This is a genomic window from Clostridium ihumii AP5, assembly GCF_000612845.1.
Taxonomy (GTDB): Bacteria; Bacillota; Clostridia; order Clostridiales; family Clostridiaceae; genus Clostridium_J; species Clostridium_J ihumii.
In genome coordinates this window covers 76826-95143 of the sequence record NZ_CCAT010000004.1, presented here as the reverse complement: position 1 = coordinate 95143, position 18318 = coordinate 76826, and the positions used below count along the sequence as shown (strand labels likewise).

The 18318-nt window shown below is 26.7% G+C and carries 17 protein-coding genes and 1 other annotated feature; of the genes, 14 read left to right on the top strand and 3 right to left on the bottom strand.

Annotated elements, in window-relative coordinates:
• Positions 1 to 12: 12 nt before the first annotated feature.
• Positions 13 to 1467 carry a cardiolipin synthase gene (gene cls / locus BN346_RS00980; RefSeq protein WP_034438362.1) on the bottom strand — a complete coding sequence of 485 codons (1455 nt, stop codon included), beginning with the start codon at positions 1465 to 1467 and terminating at the stop codon, positions 13 to 15.
• A gap of 633 nt (positions 1468 to 2100) precedes the next feature.
• Between cls and BN346_RS00975 the strand changes: the two genes are divergently transcribed.
• Positions 2101 to 2976, top strand: coding sequence for a YitT family protein (locus tag BN346_RS00975; RefSeq protein WP_034438359.1), 876 nt, complete (start codon positions 2101 to 2103; stop codon positions 2974 to 2976).
• A gap of 131 nt (positions 2977 to 3107) precedes the next feature.
• A complete protein-coding gene (gene truA / locus BN346_RS00970; RefSeq protein WP_034438467.1) occupies positions 3108 to 3848 on the top strand; it encodes a tRNA pseudouridine(38-40) synthase TruA in 741 nt (246 codons plus the stop codon).
• Positions 3849 to 3925: 77 nt separating this feature from the next.
• Here truA and BN346_RS00965 read toward each other — a convergent pair whose 3' ends face one another.
• On the bottom strand, positions 3926 to 4111 hold the full coding sequence (locus BN346_RS00965) for a hypothetical protein (protein WP_034438357.1): 186 nt from the start codon (positions 4109 to 4111) through the stop codon (positions 3926 to 3928).
• A gap of 267 nt (positions 4112 to 4378) precedes the next feature.
• On the opposite strand from BN346_RS00965, the gene BN346_RS00960 reads away from it, so the two are divergent.
• Entirely contained in the window at positions 4379 to 4954 is a 576-nt protein-coding gene (locus tag BN346_RS00960) for a nucleoside recognition domain-containing protein (protein ID WP_034438355.1), read from the top strand.
• Positions 4955 to 4966: 12 nt separating this feature from the next.
• Positions 4967 to 5488 (top strand): spore maturation protein, encoded by a 522-nt coding sequence (locus BN346_RS00955; protein ID WP_034438353.1) that lies wholly within the window; start codon positions 4967 to 4969, stop codon positions 5486 to 5488.
• Positions 5489 to 5954: 466 nt separating this feature from the next.
• Here BN346_RS00955 and BN346_RS00950 read toward each other — a convergent pair whose 3' ends face one another.
• Positions 5955 to 7316, bottom strand: a complete 1362-nt coding sequence (locus BN346_RS00950; RefSeq protein ID WP_034438352.1) for an MATE family efflux transporter — start codon at positions 7314 to 7316, stop codon at positions 5955 to 5957.
• Between the two features lie 359 nt (positions 7317 to 7675).
• Here BN346_RS00950 and BN346_RS00945 point away from each other — a divergent pair, with 359 nt between their 5' ends.
• The 10 genes from BN346_RS00945 to rbr all read left to right on the top strand — a co-directional run bounded on the left by BN346_RS00945 (position 7676) and on the right by rbr (position 18288).
• On the top strand, positions 7676 to 8593 hold the full coding sequence (locus BN346_RS00945; protein ID WP_051539829.1) for an ABC transporter permease: 918 nt from the start codon (positions 7676 to 7678) through the stop codon (positions 8591 to 8593).
• The gene (locus tag BN346_RS00940) at positions 8590 to 10230 is read left to right on the top strand and encodes a hypothetical protein (RefSeq protein ID WP_034438350.1); all 1641 of its coding nucleotides are present in this window, start codon (positions 8590 to 8592) and stop codon (positions 10228 to 10230) included. The genes BN346_RS00945 and BN346_RS00940 overlap by 4 nt, the downstream gene beginning before the upstream one ends.
• Before the next feature lie 191 nt (positions 10231 to 10421).
• The gene (locus BN346_RS00935; protein ID WP_034438349.1) at positions 10422 to 11264 is read left to right on the top strand and encodes a phosphate ABC transporter substrate-binding protein; all 843 of its coding nucleotides are present in this window, start codon (positions 10422 to 10424) and stop codon (positions 11262 to 11264) included.
• A 210-nt stretch (positions 11265 to 11474) separates the two neighbouring features.
• A complete protein-coding gene (gene pstC, locus BN346_RS00930) occupies positions 11475 to 12368 on the top strand; it encodes a phosphate ABC transporter permease subunit PstC (RefSeq protein ID WP_203226286.1) in 894 nt (297 codons plus the stop codon).
• 2 nt (positions 12369 to 12370) lie between these two features.
• Positions 12371 to 13195 carry a phosphate ABC transporter permease PstA gene (gene pstA, locus BN346_RS00925; protein WP_034438346.1) on the top strand — a complete coding sequence of 275 codons (825 nt, stop codon included), beginning with the start codon at positions 12371 to 12373 and terminating at the stop codon, positions 13193 to 13195.
• A 14-nt stretch (positions 13196 to 13209) separates the two neighbouring features.
• Positions 13210 to 13965, top strand: coding sequence for a phosphate ABC transporter ATP-binding protein PstB (gene pstB, locus BN346_RS00920; protein ID WP_034438345.1), 756 nt, complete (start codon positions 13210 to 13212; stop codon positions 13963 to 13965).
• Between the two features lie 28 nt (positions 13966 to 13993).
• The gene (phoU, locus tag BN346_RS00915) at positions 13994 to 14668 is read left to right on the top strand and encodes a phosphate signaling complex protein PhoU (RefSeq protein ID WP_034438343.1); all 675 of its coding nucleotides are present in this window, start codon (positions 13994 to 13996) and stop codon (positions 14666 to 14668) included.
• 185 nt (positions 14669 to 14853) lie between these two features.
• Positions 14854 to 15201, top strand: a complete 348-nt coding sequence (locus BN346_RS00910; protein ID WP_034438340.1) for a hypothetical protein — start codon at positions 14854 to 14856, stop codon at positions 15199 to 15201.
• A 68-nt stretch (positions 15202 to 15269) separates the two neighbouring features.
• Positions 15270 to 15524 (top strand) — a binding site (T-box leader).
• Between the two features lie 96 nt (positions 15525 to 15620).
• The gene (gene metG / locus BN346_RS00905; RefSeq protein WP_034438337.1) at positions 15621 to 17555 is read left to right on the top strand and encodes a methionine--tRNA ligase; all 1935 of its coding nucleotides are present in this window, start codon (positions 15621 to 15623) and stop codon (positions 17553 to 17555) included.
• Positions 17556 to 17697: 142 nt separating this feature from the next.
• The gene (gene rbr / locus BN346_RS00900) at positions 17698 to 18288 is read left to right on the top strand and encodes a rubrerythrin (RefSeq protein WP_034438336.1); all 591 of its coding nucleotides are present in this window, start codon (positions 17698 to 17700) and stop codon (positions 18286 to 18288) included.
• Positions 18289 to 18318 lie beyond the last annotated feature (30 nt).

The following is an 18318-nucleotide window of genomic DNA, read 5'->3' as shown; positions in this document are numbered from 1 at the left end:
GTGTCCTTTCTATTATAATACTGGTGATAACAACCGTGAAATAGCTTCTTTCATTTTTATAACAAATGGTCTTTGTTTACGATGTTCCTCTGTAAGGAAAGTGCTTTCTTTTATATCATCTAAAAAAATATTTTCCAATTTCTCAGTAGTTTCTTTATCGTAAATCATTGCATTAACTTCAAAGTTAAGTTTAAAACTTCTCATATCTAAGTTAGCAGTACCAACAGAACATACAGTTCCATCTATAGCAAGGATTTTGCTGTGTATAAAGCCATTATTGTAAGTATAACACTTCACGCCAGCCTCCATGAGTTCCCATGCATAAGATTTTGTAGCCCAATACACAAACATATGATCTGGCTTACAAGGTATGATTATTCTTACATCAATTCCTGATAAAGATGCAAGTTTAAGTGCAGTCATAATACTATCATCAGGGATCAAATAAGGGGTTTCAATATAAATACTTTTTTCAGCCTTATTAATCATTTTTAAATAACAGTTTCTAATAGCAGACCATTGCGAATCAGGACCGCTAGAAACTATTTGAATAGGTTTTTTACCTACATTATCTTTAGGGGGAAAGTATTTTGGAAGCATTCCTAAATCTTCTTTAGATGCAAATCTCCAATCTAATAAAAATCTAGTTTCTAAAGAATTAACAGCATCACCTAGCACTAGCAAATGTATATCACGCCAAAATCCAAAATTTTTATCTTTTCCTAAATATTCATCACCAATATTTAATCCACCAATAAAACCATAGATTCCATCAACAACACATATTTTCCTATGGTTTCTATAATTAACTCTAAGATTAATATAGGGTACAAAGGGTGGGAAAAAACACACTACTTTTCCACCAACATCTTGAAGTGGTTTAAAAAAGGTTTTAGGGAGTCTTAAACATCCCATTCCATCATATAGAAGTTTTACCTCTACACCAGATTTAGCTTTATCTATTAATATATTTAAAATTTCATTTCCAATGTCATCATCTCTAAAAATATAATATTGAATGTGAATAAATTTAGTAGCACTTTTTAATGTTTTAACAAGCTTTGGAAACTTTTGAGAACCATTATTGAGTATTTCTACATCATTATTATGTGTGAATAATGAATTAGCAGTTGCTAAGTTTAGGTGAATAAAATCTCTATACTCATATAAAAATTCATTATTTTGTACTAAGTACTCATTAGTTAAAATATTGTGCTGTGCTTGAACAGAAGATAAAAAGTCCTCTTCTTCTTCCTTTTTAAAGTAAAAAAACTTTTGTTTTCGTAAATCTTGACCAATAAATAAATATAGAATAAACCCTAAAATAGGAACAAAGAACATAATCATTAACCATGTCCAAGTACTGGTAGGATCCCTTTTTTCAAATAAAATTACAATTACTGCTAAAAATATATTAATTAAAAATATGAAAGTAATTATATTTTTAAAAATAGATATAAACTCCATAATAAACTCCTTAATTTAAATTTACTTATTATGTATACATTATAACGTTAATAAATAAAAAATAGTACTTTATAATAAAAAACTTACATAAATTTTCTATATAAAAATAATACATAATTTTATATTAAAAAACTAAGCAAATCAATAATTAATAAAAATAGCAAAATAGAGTTAAATGTTAAAAATATAAAAAAAATATGGGATAACAATAAAAAATAAATTTATGTAATTAATAATGAACTATCCTTCATTATAGAGTGAAAATTTTTAGAAAAACCTCATTGGATTTAGTAGAATAAGAGGGAACAGGCAAGATATATGAATAATATTGAGTATTAAATGAAATATTAAACTAACGGCAATTCATTAAAAAAATTATGCAAACGAGTTGAAAGATTTAGAATATTTCCAAACAAAATAAAGTTCAATGTCAATGTTTACAATGGTTATCAAATATGTTATAACATATGAGGGCTTTAGAGGTTTAAGCAATAAAATCCCTTAAAATACAAGGATTTAAATAATAAATAAACTTATAGTTAATATATAAACTAATATAACTAATAAGTTAATATAATGAGAAATAATATGTAAATTTTATTACAAAAGGATGAGTATAAGGAGGAAGTAGTTATGGGAAAAGATTCAAAAAAACACGTAGTCCTAAGTTATTTACAAATAATGTTAGGGACAACACTATTAGCAGCAGCATTAAATATGTTTTTCAAGCCTAATAGCTTAGTTATTGGGGGGATATCAGGATTAGGAATAGTAATAGATTATTTATTCCACATACCAATGTCAGTTACAAACATAATAGTTAATATACCACTATTCATATTAGCTATAAAATTAAAAGGAAAGTCATTTGCAGGTAAATCGCTTTTTGCAACATTATATTTATCAGTTGCACTTTGGTATACTGAATTCTTACCTAAATTTGATAATGTTGAAATGATATTAGTAAGTATATTTGGAGCAGTGATTTTAGGATCAGGAATAGGTATAGTGTTAAGAGTACCAGCAAGTACTGGAGGTACAGATTTAGCAGCTATAATAATTAGACATTTTAACGAAAAATTACCATTAGCAAAGGTTATGGCTACATTAGACACATGTATAATCATATGTGGTATTATGATATTTGGTATAGAAAAAGGATTATATGCAATTATATCTGTATTTATAATTTCAACAGTTGTAGATAGAATAGTAAGTGGTGGTAATGCATCAAAATCAGTACATATTATATCTGATAAAGCAGAAGAAATTTCATTAGAATTAATGAAAGTTTTAAATAGAGGAGTTACAGGCTTAAATGGTACAGGAATGTACACAAAAGTATCAAAACAAATATTATTTATAGTTTGTGATCAAAAAGAACTTATAATACTTCAAAACGTTGTTAAAGAAATTGATGATAAAGCATTCTTAACAATAACAGATACTAAAGAAGTTTTTGGAAGAGGATTTACTCAACCTAAATTTGATGCTAGTGAAGTTAATTAATTAAAAATAATAGAGGTCTATGGAATATTTCTATAGACCTCTTTTTATATATTATAAATTAAAGATTTAATTTAAGTAAAAAGTGATATAATGTAATGAAAATAAAATTAGATATAGGAGAGTATATTTGCATGAGAAATTTAAAATTAGTTATAGAGTATGATGGAAGTAGATATAAGGGTTGGCAAAAACTTGGTGATAATGAATGGACTATTCAAGGAAAATTAGAAGGTGTTCTATCTAAAATGTGTGGTGAAAAAATAGATGTAATTGGATGTGGAAGAACAGATGCAGGTGTTCATGCTGAAAACTATGTAGCTAATTTTCATACAACATCAATGTTTAGTGAAGACATGATTATGGATTATCTATATGAATTTTTGCCAGAGGATATTGTAGTTAAATCAGTAGAAGAAGTTGATGAAAGATTTCATTCTAGATATAATGCTAAAAGTAAAACTTATGTGTATAAGATAAATAATAATAGAGTAAGAAATGTATTTAATAGAAAATATGTTTATCAAATAGAAGAAAAATTAGATATAGATAAGATGAAACAAGCATCTAAATGTTTTATAGGAACACATGATTTTCAAAGCTTTACTACATTAAAATCAAAAAAGAAATCTACAGTAAGAACAATTAATTATATAAATTTTATAGAAAATAATGATTATATAGAGATAGAAATCAATGGAGACGGATTTTTATGGAACATGGTTAGAATTATTGTTGGAACATTAATTGAAGTTGGAACTAAAAATTTAAAATCAGAAAATGTTAATAAAATATTGGATAAGAAAAAGAGAGAAGAAGCAGGTCCAATTGCTAAGGCAAAGGGGTTAGCATTAAGAAATGTAGAATATGTATAAAAAATAGGCTTTATTAAAATAAAGCCTATTTTTTATTATTTTATATTCATAAATTAAATGAAAATTTTTATAAGACTTTAAATTAGTCCTTCTTCTTTTAATAAACTTTCTATGTCTTGAAGTTTTTTAGATAATTCTACAAAATTCTTTTTTACAAAGTCTTCAGAAATAGCATTTTGTCTAATTCCTTGTTCTAATTTTTCAATAGTAGATAATGCAGCATCAATGTCTTTTTGAGCAAGTTCTAAATTATTTTCTTTCATAAAAAATCTCCTTTAAAAGCTAGTTTAATTTAATTAAACTAAATAAATTTAAGTCTTAATGCATTTAAAAAAAAGATAATATATAAGTTTTTAATAGTATCTTTTTTATATGCTTATTAAAATGTTAGCATTGAGTTTATATAATTTCAAGTTAAAATAATTCTAAAATGAAATTTTATAAGAAATATTACATATATATTTAATGTGGCAAAGAAATTAGAATTTATACTTTAAATAAATGGAAACTATGAGAGGAGAAAATAAAAAATGATAAATATAGTATGGTTTTTAATTTTAGCTATTGGCATTATATTTGGACTTTTTAATGGTAGTGGAGAAATAATATCAAATGCAATAATTTCTACAACAACATCAACAGTAGAACTTATTATAGGGCTTGTTGGAATGATGTGCTTGTGGTGTGGGGTTATGAAAATAGCTGAGAAGAGTGGTTTGACAGGGAAATTATCAAAATTACTTATGCCTATATTAAAAAGAATTTTTAAGGAAGCAGGAAAAGATGAGAAGGCTATGGGAGCAATTGTTATGAATATAACAGCTAATATGTTTGGGCTTGGAAATGCTGCTACACCTTTTGGGATAAAAGCAATGGAAGAAATGGACAGGCTCAATAATGAAAAAGGTACTGCTACTAATGATATGATACTATTTTTAATTTTAAATGCAGCATGTGTTCAATTAGTACCAAGTACGGTTATATCAATTAGGGCGGCGGCAGGTTCCTCAAACCCTGGACTGATAATAATTCCAGCTATAATAACAACATTTATAGCATCTATTATAGGAATTATATTGTGTAAAATATTGCAAAGGTATTTTTAAGGTGGTGATATTATGTTTGAATATATAATAAAAGCAATAATACCGATAATAATAATTTTAATTGTAACTTATGGTGTCGTGAAAAATGTAAAAGTATATGAATGTTTTATAGAGGGAGCAAAAGAAGGCCTTGGAATATGCCTTAGAATTTTTCCGTACCTCTTAGCAATGCTTATAGCAATAAATGTTTTTAGGGCTTCTGGAGCAATGGATTTTTTAATATCTATAATAAAGCCAGGGGTAGATAAAGTTGGAGTGCCACCAGAAGTTGTACCATTAGTTATGATGAAACCTTTATCAGGAAGTGGAGCAGTTGGAGTATTTACTGATGTAGTGAAACAATATGGACCAGATACATTTGTTGGAATATGTGCATCAATAATAATGGGATCAACGGAAACAATATTTTATACATTAGCAGTTTATTTTGGCGCTGTAAAAATAAAAAAGATAAGACATACTTTATGGGTAGCATTACTTGTTGATATGTGTGCAGTACTTATTGCAGTTAATGTAGCAAGGTTCTTAATTTAATTGAAAGTTCAGTGTGGGTATTGAAATTAGGAGTTAGATTTTAAAATGGAAAAATCTTTTTTCATCAATAAGCAAGAATTATTGAAATAATTCTTGCTTATTGATATAGGAATACAAGTTTAAACTTTAAGTTATTCATGTTTCAGTTGAGAATTCTAATTAATTTAATTGAAAATTGAAAATTGGAAGTTGAAAATGAATGTAAAAATTGGATTTCCAATTTTAAAGAATGATTTTTTATCAAATTTGCAGAGCAAATTAGTTGAAAACAACATAAAAACGTAGTTTTTAAGCATTTCCATTTTTAGATATTAGGAACGAAGTGAGTAATATCAACTATAACTTTTCACTTTTCACTCTTAACTCTTACTTGGTTCCAAATATAAAAATAAACTGTAAGCTTAATAATATCATTTGAGAAAGACATTACTTTAAATTTGAACTTGGAACTCTATATAATATTATTTTAAGGATTTTTACACCTGCTTTTAGGAAGTGTGTTAAATCTACGTTTATATGCTATAAATATAAGAAGAGCATCAATTATCCATTGAATTACACAAATCCACCAAAAATATAAAACAGACACTTTTTTTATATATATAAAATAAAATGTTAATGGTAAACGGATGCACCATCCAGTAAATAAAGAAACTTTAAATGGGGTCTTTGTATCACCGATACCTTTTAAAGCACCACCATAAATCATTGAAATTGCCATGCCAGGTTGTTGAAGTGAGGCAACCATTAAACATTTAGCACCTAAGTTTATAACTTCAGTTTCGGAAGGAGATATAAAAAGCATAATTAATAATTTAGGTATTAAAACAAATAATGATGCTACTGAAATCATTGAAATAAGTCCTAAGATATTACAATTATAAGCATATTTTTTTGCCTCATCATAATCTTCAGCACCAAATCTATTTCCAACCATAGAAGTACAGGCAACAGCAAATCCATATCCAGGCATATAAGAAAGAGATTCTAAACTACCAGTAATAGTATTAGCAGAGAAAGCAAGCGTTCCAAGTCTCATAATCATAAAAGAAGTGCAAAGTCTGCTTATGCTAAAAGCACCTTCTTGAAGTGAAGCAGGAATTGATAGTCTTAAAATTTCTTTAAATTTATGACCAGTAAAATTTTTAAAGTATTTAACTCTAATTTTGATTTTTGATTTTTTTATACTATAAGTTAATGCAAATAAAAAGCCACAAAATTGTGCTATGATAGTTGCTATTGCAGCACCTATGACACCTAATTCAGGTAATCCAAACTTACCAAAAATTAAACTATAATCTAAAGTAAAGTTCAATATAATAATAATGACATATGTAATTAATGGAACTTTAGTATTTCCATAGGCTCTTTGAATTGCAGAAAAAATGTTAGTAAACATATTAAAAGTTAGACCTAAACATACTATTCTTATAAATTTTTTTGCAGTTAGCAAAACTTTAGTATCACATCCAGCCAGTGATAATAAATTTCCTGCAAATAAAAATATAAATATTATTGTAGTAAAAATTATTATTGCACCTATGCCAAATCCAATGGTTGCGTATTCTTCAGCTAAATCAATTTTATTTGCACCATATAGTCTTGAAACTATGGAAGTAATAGCAACACAGATACCCATTATAACAAGAATATTGGCAAATGCATTTAATATTTCCCATGAGATTCCCACAGTACTGACAGATAGTTGACCACCATATCTACCAATCATTAATGTGTCTAAAACTCCAATCATAGTGCATAAGACCATTTCTCCAACAGCTGGTAATGCAATTTTCAAAACGTTTTTTGCTTCAATTTTATTTAACATAAAAGCCCCCTTTTTATTATAAAAGTTATATCGGTATACATATTAATGATAATCACAACAAACAAAGAATATATATACAAAAATGTAAAATAATAATAATATTAATTATAACAAAAAAATATAGTATAAAAAATCAAATTAACAAAAGGTTTTATATAAATGTTTTTATACAATTGATTGAATGAGTTGACAATAAAAATAAATATAATATTTAGTTAAAAAAATGTTAATATTTAAAAATTGGTAATTAATAAAAAAAAAGGGTATATTTAGTATAATGAAATATAGATAATCTTTATATGTATGCAATCTATATTGTTAGAGTTTAGGGGTAGTAAAAATATGAAAAGGGGGATATGATGATTGAAATTAAATCAAATAAGTTTAAGTTTGTAAATACAAATAATGAATATATTGAAGAAGTTGCTTATTATAATTCTAATATAAAAAAAAGAATTTTAAATAATAAGAAGTTCAAAATAGGTTTTATAATGCTAATAATAATTATTATGGCAATAGCTATTTGTCCTAATTTTTCGAAATGGGAAATAACGGATGCATTTAAAAGAAGTGATAATATGTTTCCAAGTAAAGAGCATTGGTTTGGAATTAGTCAAACTTACAATGATTTATATATTATGTTATGGGTTGCAGCAAAAAATACATTTAGAATTTGTTTAAAAGTTATATTTTTTGATATTAGTATAGGATTCATATTTGGAGGTATTTGCAGCTATTATGGGGGGTTAGTAGATTGTATAATCATGAGAATAGTAGAAATTATGATCAGCATACATGTTTTAGTTTGGATAGTATTATTGTATATAGTGTTAGGACAAAATGAGGAATCATTAATTATGGCATTAGCTATAAATGGGTGTTGTAATATAATAACATCTACTAGAGGGCAATTGTTGGAAATTAGGGAGCAAGAGTATATATTAGCAGCAAAGTCTTTAGGGGCAAGTGTTTCTAGAATAGTAACAAGACATTTTTTTAGAAATATGATTAGTACAATAATAGTAATCTTAACACTAGAAATACCAAATACAATTTTAATAGAATCAAGTTTTAGCTTTATGGGCTTAGGTGTTAATTTAACACTAGGAAAATTAATGGCACTTAATAGAGGTCTAGCTATATTTTATCCATATACGATTTTAATACCAATGGCTGTGTTAATTCTAATTTCATTATCATTCAATCTTATGGGTGATGGATTGAACAATTCAATCAGTGCTAATGAATTAGAATGGTATAAGAGGAGAAAGATATGAAAAAAAAGAGAATATTATTAGTTGCATCATTATTAGTTTTAGTAATCTTTACATTTCATTATAAAATAGAATTAAAAGCCATGGGATTAAATAATAGCAAAGAGTGGAGCAATGCTATTCAACTAAAAATTGCTAATATTACTGTAGGACCAGATATTATTAAAAGCAATGATGAAGTTATAATTGCATATCAGGATGGCAAGATTTTAAATTTAATTAGAACTGATTTTAAAGGAAATATAAAAAAAGATATAGAGATAGCTAAATTAAATCAAGAACCAATGAATATTAATTTATTTGAAAATGGAAAAAATATTTTTGTAAGTTATAGTATATCAAATGAAAATGGTAAAATTGTAAATATATTAAAGTTTGATGAAGAGTTTAATATAATATCAAATAGCAAAGTTGAAAATGTTAAAGATCTTGTTAAAATATCAGAAAATTCATATGGTTTATTTTTTGACAACTATATTGAGGTAAGGGACTTAAAATCAGGTAAGAATAGTACAATAAAAACAGATATTAAGTGTAGTTATCAATGTGTTTCAAAGTATAAAGATTCATTTATTCTAGGATATCAAAAAAAAGATGGAAAATTTCAATATGCTATCTTAAAAAACGGTGAAATTACGTATTTATCAAATGAGATACAAAGAACTTCTGATGATTTTTGCCAAATTGTAAATCCATTTATACTTGTAAAAGATGAGAATCTATATTCAATGTGTAGATATGTTTTTAAAAATGGTCAAATGGAGGATGAATGTTTAGAAATTCCAATAGGAAAAAACATAGAAATTAATCAAATTAAAAAAGGAGAATTTTTAACAATAATTAAACCTAAAACTGGAAATTTAGAAAATGAATATGACATAAATATAGATGAAATGGAAGATATAAAATTAATTCAAAATATAGATAATAACATGATAATTTCAGATGCAAATATAACAAATTATAAAGGGAAAACACAAAATCAAATTATAGTGAGTCAGTTTGACAATATGGTTAAATTAGGAGATAAGACGGGACTAATAACTGTAAAGGATGTTATTACTAATACAAGAAACATATCAGTATATCCAGCTAGTTCAGATGATTATTGTGTCTTTGTTGATTCATATAATAAAAGTGAATCAGGATTGAAATTGATTTCTAAAGATAATGAATTTATTAAGAAAAATTCTGGATATACAAATGAAAATAGGAAAGATGCTAGTATAACTGCTATAGAAAAAATATTAACATCTATATTTTTTATAATGCTAACAGGATTAAAGTGGATGTTAATTCCACTCGCAATAGTTTCTATTTTTTCCATTCTTGAGTTTAAATTTAGTGATAGGTTTAAGAAAATATTGTATGTATTTTCGTATATAATTATGTTTGTTATTAGGGCTATTGAGATAAAAGGTACATTTTATAATGATATAATAGGTAAAGATATAACAAAATATATATCAATGAAAAATGGACTTTTAATGCTAGGAATAATATCTATAATAATAGCTATCTATTCATATAGATATTATTCTAAAGATATAGATAGCAATATAATGGCACTTAGCATAGCTCCAGCTATTGGTATTGATATAATAGTAAGTTTGATGATTTATATTCCATTGATGTATTAAATTAGGAATCAAACTAAATCTATATGATTTAGTTTGATTCATTTACTTTTTTTAAGTAAATGTTAAATTATTTTTACATAACTTAAACATAGATTAAACATTAACTTAATCTACCTTTAACATTGATGAATTAAAATTAAATTAAAGAGAGAAAATAATATTAAATATATAATCGTGTGGAGGTAGTTTAAATGAAAAAAAAATTACTAGGAATTGTAACAGCAATGTTAATATCATCATTAACTTTAGTAGGATGTGGGTCATCAAATAATTCTGATAGTACAAGTGGAAGTGGAAAAGATGTATCAATAAAAATATCCGGATCTACATCAATATCACCTTTAATGGAAAAAGAAGCAGAAACTTATAAAAGCAAAAATGAGGGAGTTAACATAGAAATACAAGCAGTAGGATCATCATCAGGAATACAAAATGCAATAAATGGAATAACAGAGATAGGGATGTCTTCTCGTGATTTGAAATCAGAAGAAAAAAGTGCAAATCTTAAAGAACAAACAATTGCTTATGATGGAATTGCAGTTATAACAAATAAAAACAATAAAGTAAAGGAACTTACATCAGCTCAAATAAAAGATATATATACAGGAAAAATAAAAAATTGGAAAGAAGTCGGTGGGGAAGATAAAACTATAGTAGTTGTATCAAGAGAAGATGGTTCAGGAACTAGAGATGCATTCCAAGAAATCTTAGGATTTAAATCAGAAGAATTAATTCAAGATGCAACAATAGCAGATGGAAGTGGAAATATTAAAACAACAGTTCAAAATAATGATAATGCAATTGGATATGTTTCTTTTGAACAATTAGATGATTTAATTACAGTACAAAAAGTTGATGGTGCGGAGGCTACACCTGAGAAAGTAAAATCAAAAGAATATAAATTATCAAGACCATTTTTACTTGTTTATAATGAGGGAAAAATATCAGAACAAGGAAAAAAATTCATAGATTTTATACTAAGTGAAGAAGGTCAAAACATAGTAGATAAAAATGGATCAATAAAAGTAGATTAAGGTATATACAATAATTTTAAATAGATCTCCCTTAAAGTAGATAAGAGAAGAAATAAAACATCTTCTCTTATTTTTGTGTTAATTATTCTTAACATAAAGTGAACAATAGTTTAACTTGGACTAAATATAAGCTTAACAGTAAATTTATATAATAGAGATATGAAGTAAGGGATATACTAAATAAGACTTATATTAAAAGAGGTGAAAAATTTGAATTTAAAAATAGAGAATAATAGTAACAAAAGAAAATATTTTATAGAGAGTTTGACACAAAAAATATTTTTTACATGTGCATTAGTTGCAGTTATAAGTTTACTTTTAATAATAGGATTTATATTTTATAAGGGTCTACAGCCATTTATATCTAAAGGATATTCATTTAAGGATTTTATTTTAGGGACAGTATGGGTTCCAAGTAGCAATAAATATGGAATATTCCCTATGATTTTAGCATCAATATATGGAACGATAGGAGCTTTAATAATAGGTGCACCAATAGGCATTTTTACAGCTTTATTTATATCAGAAATAGCATCAAAAAAAATAGGAGCTATTATATCAACAGCAGTTCAACTTTTAGCTGGAATTCCATCAGTACTTTATGGAATATTTGGATTAGCAGTTTTAGTACCAGGCATACAAAAGTTATTTAATCTACCAAAAGGCCAAACATTGTTGGCTGTGATAATAGTTTTAGCAGTAATGATGTTACCAACTATAGTGACTGTTGCAGAAACATCAATAAGAGCAGTTCCTAAAAGTTATAAAGAAGCTTCTTTAGCATTAGGTGCATCAAAAATTGAAACTATATTTAAAATTGTACTACCATCAGCAAAATCAGGAATCCTAGCAGCCATAGCATTGGGTGTTGGAAGAGCTATTGGAGAAACAATGGCAGTAATTTTAGTAGCAGGAAATAGTGTAATGATTCCTAAAGCATTAACAGATAGTGTAAGACCATTAACTACTAATATAGCATTGGAAATGGGATATGCATTTGGAGTACATCAAGAAATGTTGTTTGCTACAGGAATAGTATTATTTATATTTATTATGATTATAAATCTTATAATTTTAAAATTATCTTCAAAGGTAGGTAAATAAGTATGAGAAAAGTGAAGGGAATATTGCTAAATGCTTTATTGTGGGTTTCTGCAGCCATAACATTACTAATTTTAGTGATAATACTTGGATTTATTTTAATAAAAGGTATGAAAGTTATAAGTTTTGACTTCTTATTTGGAGGTTACTCAGCAACTGGAACAAGTGGAATATTACCAATGACAATTACGACATTATACACAGTTCTATTAGCATTGATTATAGGAACACCTATAGGAATTTTAGCTGCAATTTATTTGCAAGAATATGCAAAACAAGGTTCAATAGTTAAATTTATAAGATTTTCTACTGAAATATTAGCAGGAATTCCATCAATTATATATGGATTATTTGGCTCTATATTCTTTGTAATTATGTTAAAAATGGGATATTCAATTTTGGCGGCTAGTTTAACACTTGCCATTATGATATTACCAGTAATAATTAGAACAACAGAAGAAGCATTAAAAACAGTGCCAGAAAGTTATAAAGAAGCATCTTTAGCATTGGGTGGAACTAGGTTTCAGACACTTTATAAAGTTATAATTCCAAGTGCAATGCCAGGAATATTATCAGGTGTAATATTGTCAATCGGTAGAATAATAGGAGAGTCAGCAGCAATACTTTTAACAGCAGGAACAGCAGTTGCACTTCCTAAAAGTGTTATGAATAGTGCTAGAACATTAACTGTTCATGCATACTTAGTAACTAAAGAACAAGGAAACATAGAATTAGCAGCAGGAATAGGTATAGTTCTAATAGTTATAATATTGATATTAAATTTACTTTCAAGATTTATAGGAAGAAAATTTACTAAGGGAAATTACTAGGAGAAGGTGATGAAATGGAAAATAAAAAAATTTCAGTAAAAAATTTAAATTTATTTTATGGTGAAAAGCAAGCATTGTTTAATATAGATATGGATATTAAAGAAAATGAAGTAACTGCATTAATAGGACCTTCTGGATGTGGTAAATCAACATTTCTAAGAACTTTAAATAGAATGAATGATTTAATAGATGGAGTTAAGATAACAGGTGAAATTTTTATTGATGACAATGATATAAATAAAGATGATGATGTAATAAAACTAAGAACTAAAGTTGGAATGGTATTTCAAAAACCTAATCCATTTCCAATGAGTATATATGATAATGTTGCATATGGACCTAAAATACATGGTTTAAAGGATAGAAAAAAGTTAGATAAAATAGTAGAAGAAAGTTTAAAAGCTGCAGCACTTTGGGATGAAGTAAAGGATAGATTAAAATCTCCAGCAGCAGGAATGTCTGGAGGACAACAACAAAGACTATGTATTGCAAGAACAATAGCTATGAAACCAGAAGTAATACTTATGGATGAACCAACATCAGCATTAGACCCAATATCAACAATGAAGATTGAAGAATTAATACTATCATTAAAGGAAAATTATACTATAGTAATAGTAACTCATAATATGCAACAAGCAGCTCGTATATCAGATAAAACTGCATTCTTTCTAAATGGAAAAGTAGTTGAATTTGATAAAACAGACATTATATTTTCTAACCCACAAGACATGAGAACAGAAGATTATATAACAGGAAGATTCGGCTAAAAGTAAAGTTTAAAGGGAGGATAAATTTATGAATGCTAGTTTAAGAAAAAATTTTGAAAATGAATTAAAAGAATTGGAAGAAAAGCTAGATTTAATGTGTGATAAAACTATAAATATGTATAGTAATGTTATAAAATCATTAGAAAATAATGATAAAGAATTAGCATTAGATACAATAAAAAAAGATCATGAAATAAATGAATTAAATGACGAAATAAACAATGAAGCAGTAATAATAATAGCAAAACAGGGTCCTGTGGCAATAGATTTAAGAACTATTATTACTATTATAAAAATTTCTACAGAAGTAGAAAGAATTGCAGATTACACTAAAAATATTTCTAATTATATTTTAGCATTTAGTGAAAATCAAACTGAAGAACTTAAAATTTTAAATAAATCATTTATAAAAGCAATTGAAATATTAAAAAGCATGCTAGCTAAAATTATGAATGCATACAAAAATGATAGTTTAGAGGAAGCTAAGGTTGTTGTTAATTTAGATGATGAAATAGATGATATATATAGAAGAAATTTAGAGCTATTTATAGGATATATACAAAAAACAGAGGATAAGGAAAAAATAAATAAATATCTTCAAGGAATACTGGTTAATAAGCACTTAGAAAGAGCTGGAGACCATATAACAAACATAGTAGAAGAAGTAATGTATTATATTAAAGGGAAAAGATATAGATTATAGAAGTGTTATAATTAAATGTATATTTTATGAAAAGGTGAGGTTGAATTATTTTATAAGTTTAATCTTGCTTTTATTTTGTGGTAAATAATTAACAATATGTAAATAATTACAAAAGAATATTGAAAAAGTAAAATATTGGATTAAAATTATAATAAATATTACAATTAACTTTGGGGGGCTAAGTTATGAAGTTATTGGATAAAATAAAAAAGCTTATAATTTTACTTGGTATTAATATAGCTCTTATATTAGTCATAGCACTGATAAAAAGCAGATTTACAGATATTATGTTTATTAAAACTTGCATGCTATATTTAGCAACTGTAAACTTTTTATTAGGATTAGTAATAAAATCATCAGGTCAAAAGAGGATTGTAAGTGATAGAATGACTAGAAAATATTTTAATATAGGTTCTAGAAAATATGAAGAAGATAAACTGAATGAGGAAGCAAAATATTTTTATAAAAATGACTCTATTACATCATATTTTATTGGTTCTGGAGCAATTTTAATTATTTTAGCAATTATTTAAATTGATTTAAAATTAGTTTTATATTGACAGAATATTTTATTTAACATATGATAATAATAAATAATAAATGAAATGCTGTGAAAAGAAGAGTAATAGTGAAGGAGTATCTAAAAGAGAGCTAGGTTAGGTGAAAGCTAGTGGTATAAATCATTATGAAGATGGTCTTGGAGCATATTTTCTGAGCTATGTATTAGTTAGGAAGATACGGGAGCAACCGATATATTGCAAGGTGATAAATACTTTAAAAGTTGAGTCACTTATTAAGGTACTTGTTGTGAAACAAGTATAAATTAGAGTGGTAACACGTATAATACGTCTCTATACAAAGTAAACTTTGTATAGAGACTTTTTTATTTAAAGAATTTACTTAATAAAAAGTGTAATAATTAAAATAACATTAAAGTTTGGAGGAAGTAAAAATGACAAAAAAACCATTTTATATAACAACACCTATATACTATCCATCTGCGAAACTTCATATAGGAAATACATATACTACAGTTGCAGCAGATGCAATAGCAAGATTTAAAAGATTAACAGGACATGATGTAATGTTCTTAACAGGAACAGATGAACATGGTCAAAAGCTTCAAAGAATAGCAGAAGAAAAGGGTATACAACCAATAGAATACATAGATGAAGTTGTTGCAGGAATAAAGGAACTTTGGAGTTTAATGGATATTAAATACGATAAATTCATAAGAACAACTGAAGATTATCATAAAAGTGCAGTGCAAAAAATATTTAAAAAATTATATGATCAAGGTGATATATACAAAAGTTCATATGAAGGATTATATTGTACTCCATGTGAATCATTCTGGACAGAAACTCAATTAGTTGATGGAAAATGTCCTGATTGTGGAAGACCAGTTGAGAAAGCTAAAGAAGAAGCATATTTCTTTAAAATGTCTAACTATGCAGACAGATTAATAGAATATATTGAAAAACACCCTGATTTTATTCAACCAGAATCAAGAAAAAATGAAATGCTTAATAACTTCTTAAGACCAGGTCTTCAGGACCTATGTATATCAAGAACATCATTTACATGGGGAATTCCTGTAGAGTTTGATCCAGGTCATGTTATATATGTTTGGATAGACGCACTTTCAAATTATATAACTGCACTAGGATATAACAGTGATAACACAGAGCTTTTAGAAAAATATTGGCCAGCAGATGTACATTTAATTGGAAAAGATATATTAAGATTCCACACAATTTATTGGCCTATAATGTTAATGGCATTAGATTTACCACTTCCTAAACAAGTATTTGGACATGGATGGCTACTTGTTGATGGTGGTAAAATGTCTAAATCAAAAGGAAATGTTGTAGATCCAGTAGTTCTAGTTAATCACTTTGGTGTTGATGCAGTAAGATATTACTTATTACATGAAATACCATTTGGTTCAGATGGATTATTTAATAATGAAATATTTATAAAGAAAACAAATTCAGACCTTGCAAATGATCTTGGAAATTTACTTTCAAGAACAGTTACAATGATAGAAAAATATTTTGATGGAGTTATACCAGCACCACAAGTTAAAGAAGCTATAGATGATGAATTAATAAGTTTAGCACTTAAAACACCTAAACTTGTAGAGGAAGCTATAGATAAGTTTAATGCACCAGCAGCATTAGATAATATATGGACATTAATAAGAAGAACAAATAAATATATAGATGAAACAACACCTTGGGTACTTGGAAAAGAGGAAGATAAGAAGCCAAGACTTGCTACAGTTTTATATAACTTAGCAGAATCTTTAAGAATAGTATCTGTTTTAGTTTCAGCATTCTTGCCAACTACAAGTGAAAAAATAAATGCACAATTAAATGATAAAAATATAACTTGGGAAAGTTTAAGCGAGTTCAATGGAACTGAACCAGGAACTAAAGTGTGCAAAGGTGATGTTATATTCCCAAGAATAGATGTTGAAGCAAAGATAGCTGAGCTTGAAAAAATAGCAGAAGAAGCTAAAAAAGCAGCAAATCCAGTTAAAATGGAACCTATTAAAGAAGAAATAACAATTGATGACTTTGACAAGGTTGATTTAAGAGTTGTTAAAGTATTAGAATGCGAACCAATAAAAAAAGCTAAAAAACTTTTAAAACTAAAAGTAGATTTAGGTGGAGAAATTCGTCAGGTTGTTTCTGGAATAGCAATGCATTATAAACCAGAAGAATTAGTTGGAAAAAATGTTGTTTTAGTTGCCAATTTAAAACCTGTAACATTAAGAGGAGAACTTTCTCAAGGTATGATTTTATGTGCAGCTAATGATGATGATAGCAAATTATATACTGTAAATCCAGGTGAATTACCAAGTGGAAGTATAGTTAAATAGATTAAACTTATTTAAGTAAGATAAATTCTATGTGAGTTTATCTTACTTTTTTCATTTATTAGAATTTATATTATAGTTTTAGGAATACTAAATTTTAAAGAGAAATTTTTTATTAAAATATATTTAGAAGGAGATTTAGTTTATGAAAAGTTTGAAGGGAAGTAAAACAGAAACAAATTTAATGAGAGCTTTTGCTGGGGAATCTCAAGCAAGGAATAGATATACTTTTTATGCAGATGTAGCAAAACAGGAAAAATACGAGTACATAGAACATATTTTTACTGAAACAGCTCAAAATGAAAAAGCTCATGCTAAAGTCTTTTTTGATTTGTTAAATAATGGATTAGGTGAAGATGCACAAGTTGATGTTGATGGAAAATATCCAGTAGCTATAGGAAAAACTATGGATAACTTAAAATATGCAGCAGCAGGAGAACATGATGAGTGGACTCATGCTTACCCAGAATTTGAAAGAATAGCTACAGAGGAAGGTTACCCAGAGGTAGCGGCAGCATTTAAAAAAATAATTGAGGTTGAGAAAAAACATGATGAAAGATATACAAACCTATACGATTTAATGAAATCAGGAAAATTATATAAAAGAGATGAAAAAGAGGTTTGGAGATGTAGAAATTGTGGATATATTTATGAGGGAGAAGAAGCACCAAAAGTATGCCCACTTTGTCATTATCCACAAGGATATTATGAAAAATATTATGGAATTGAACAATAATATTATAAATAAAAAATACAATATCTATAA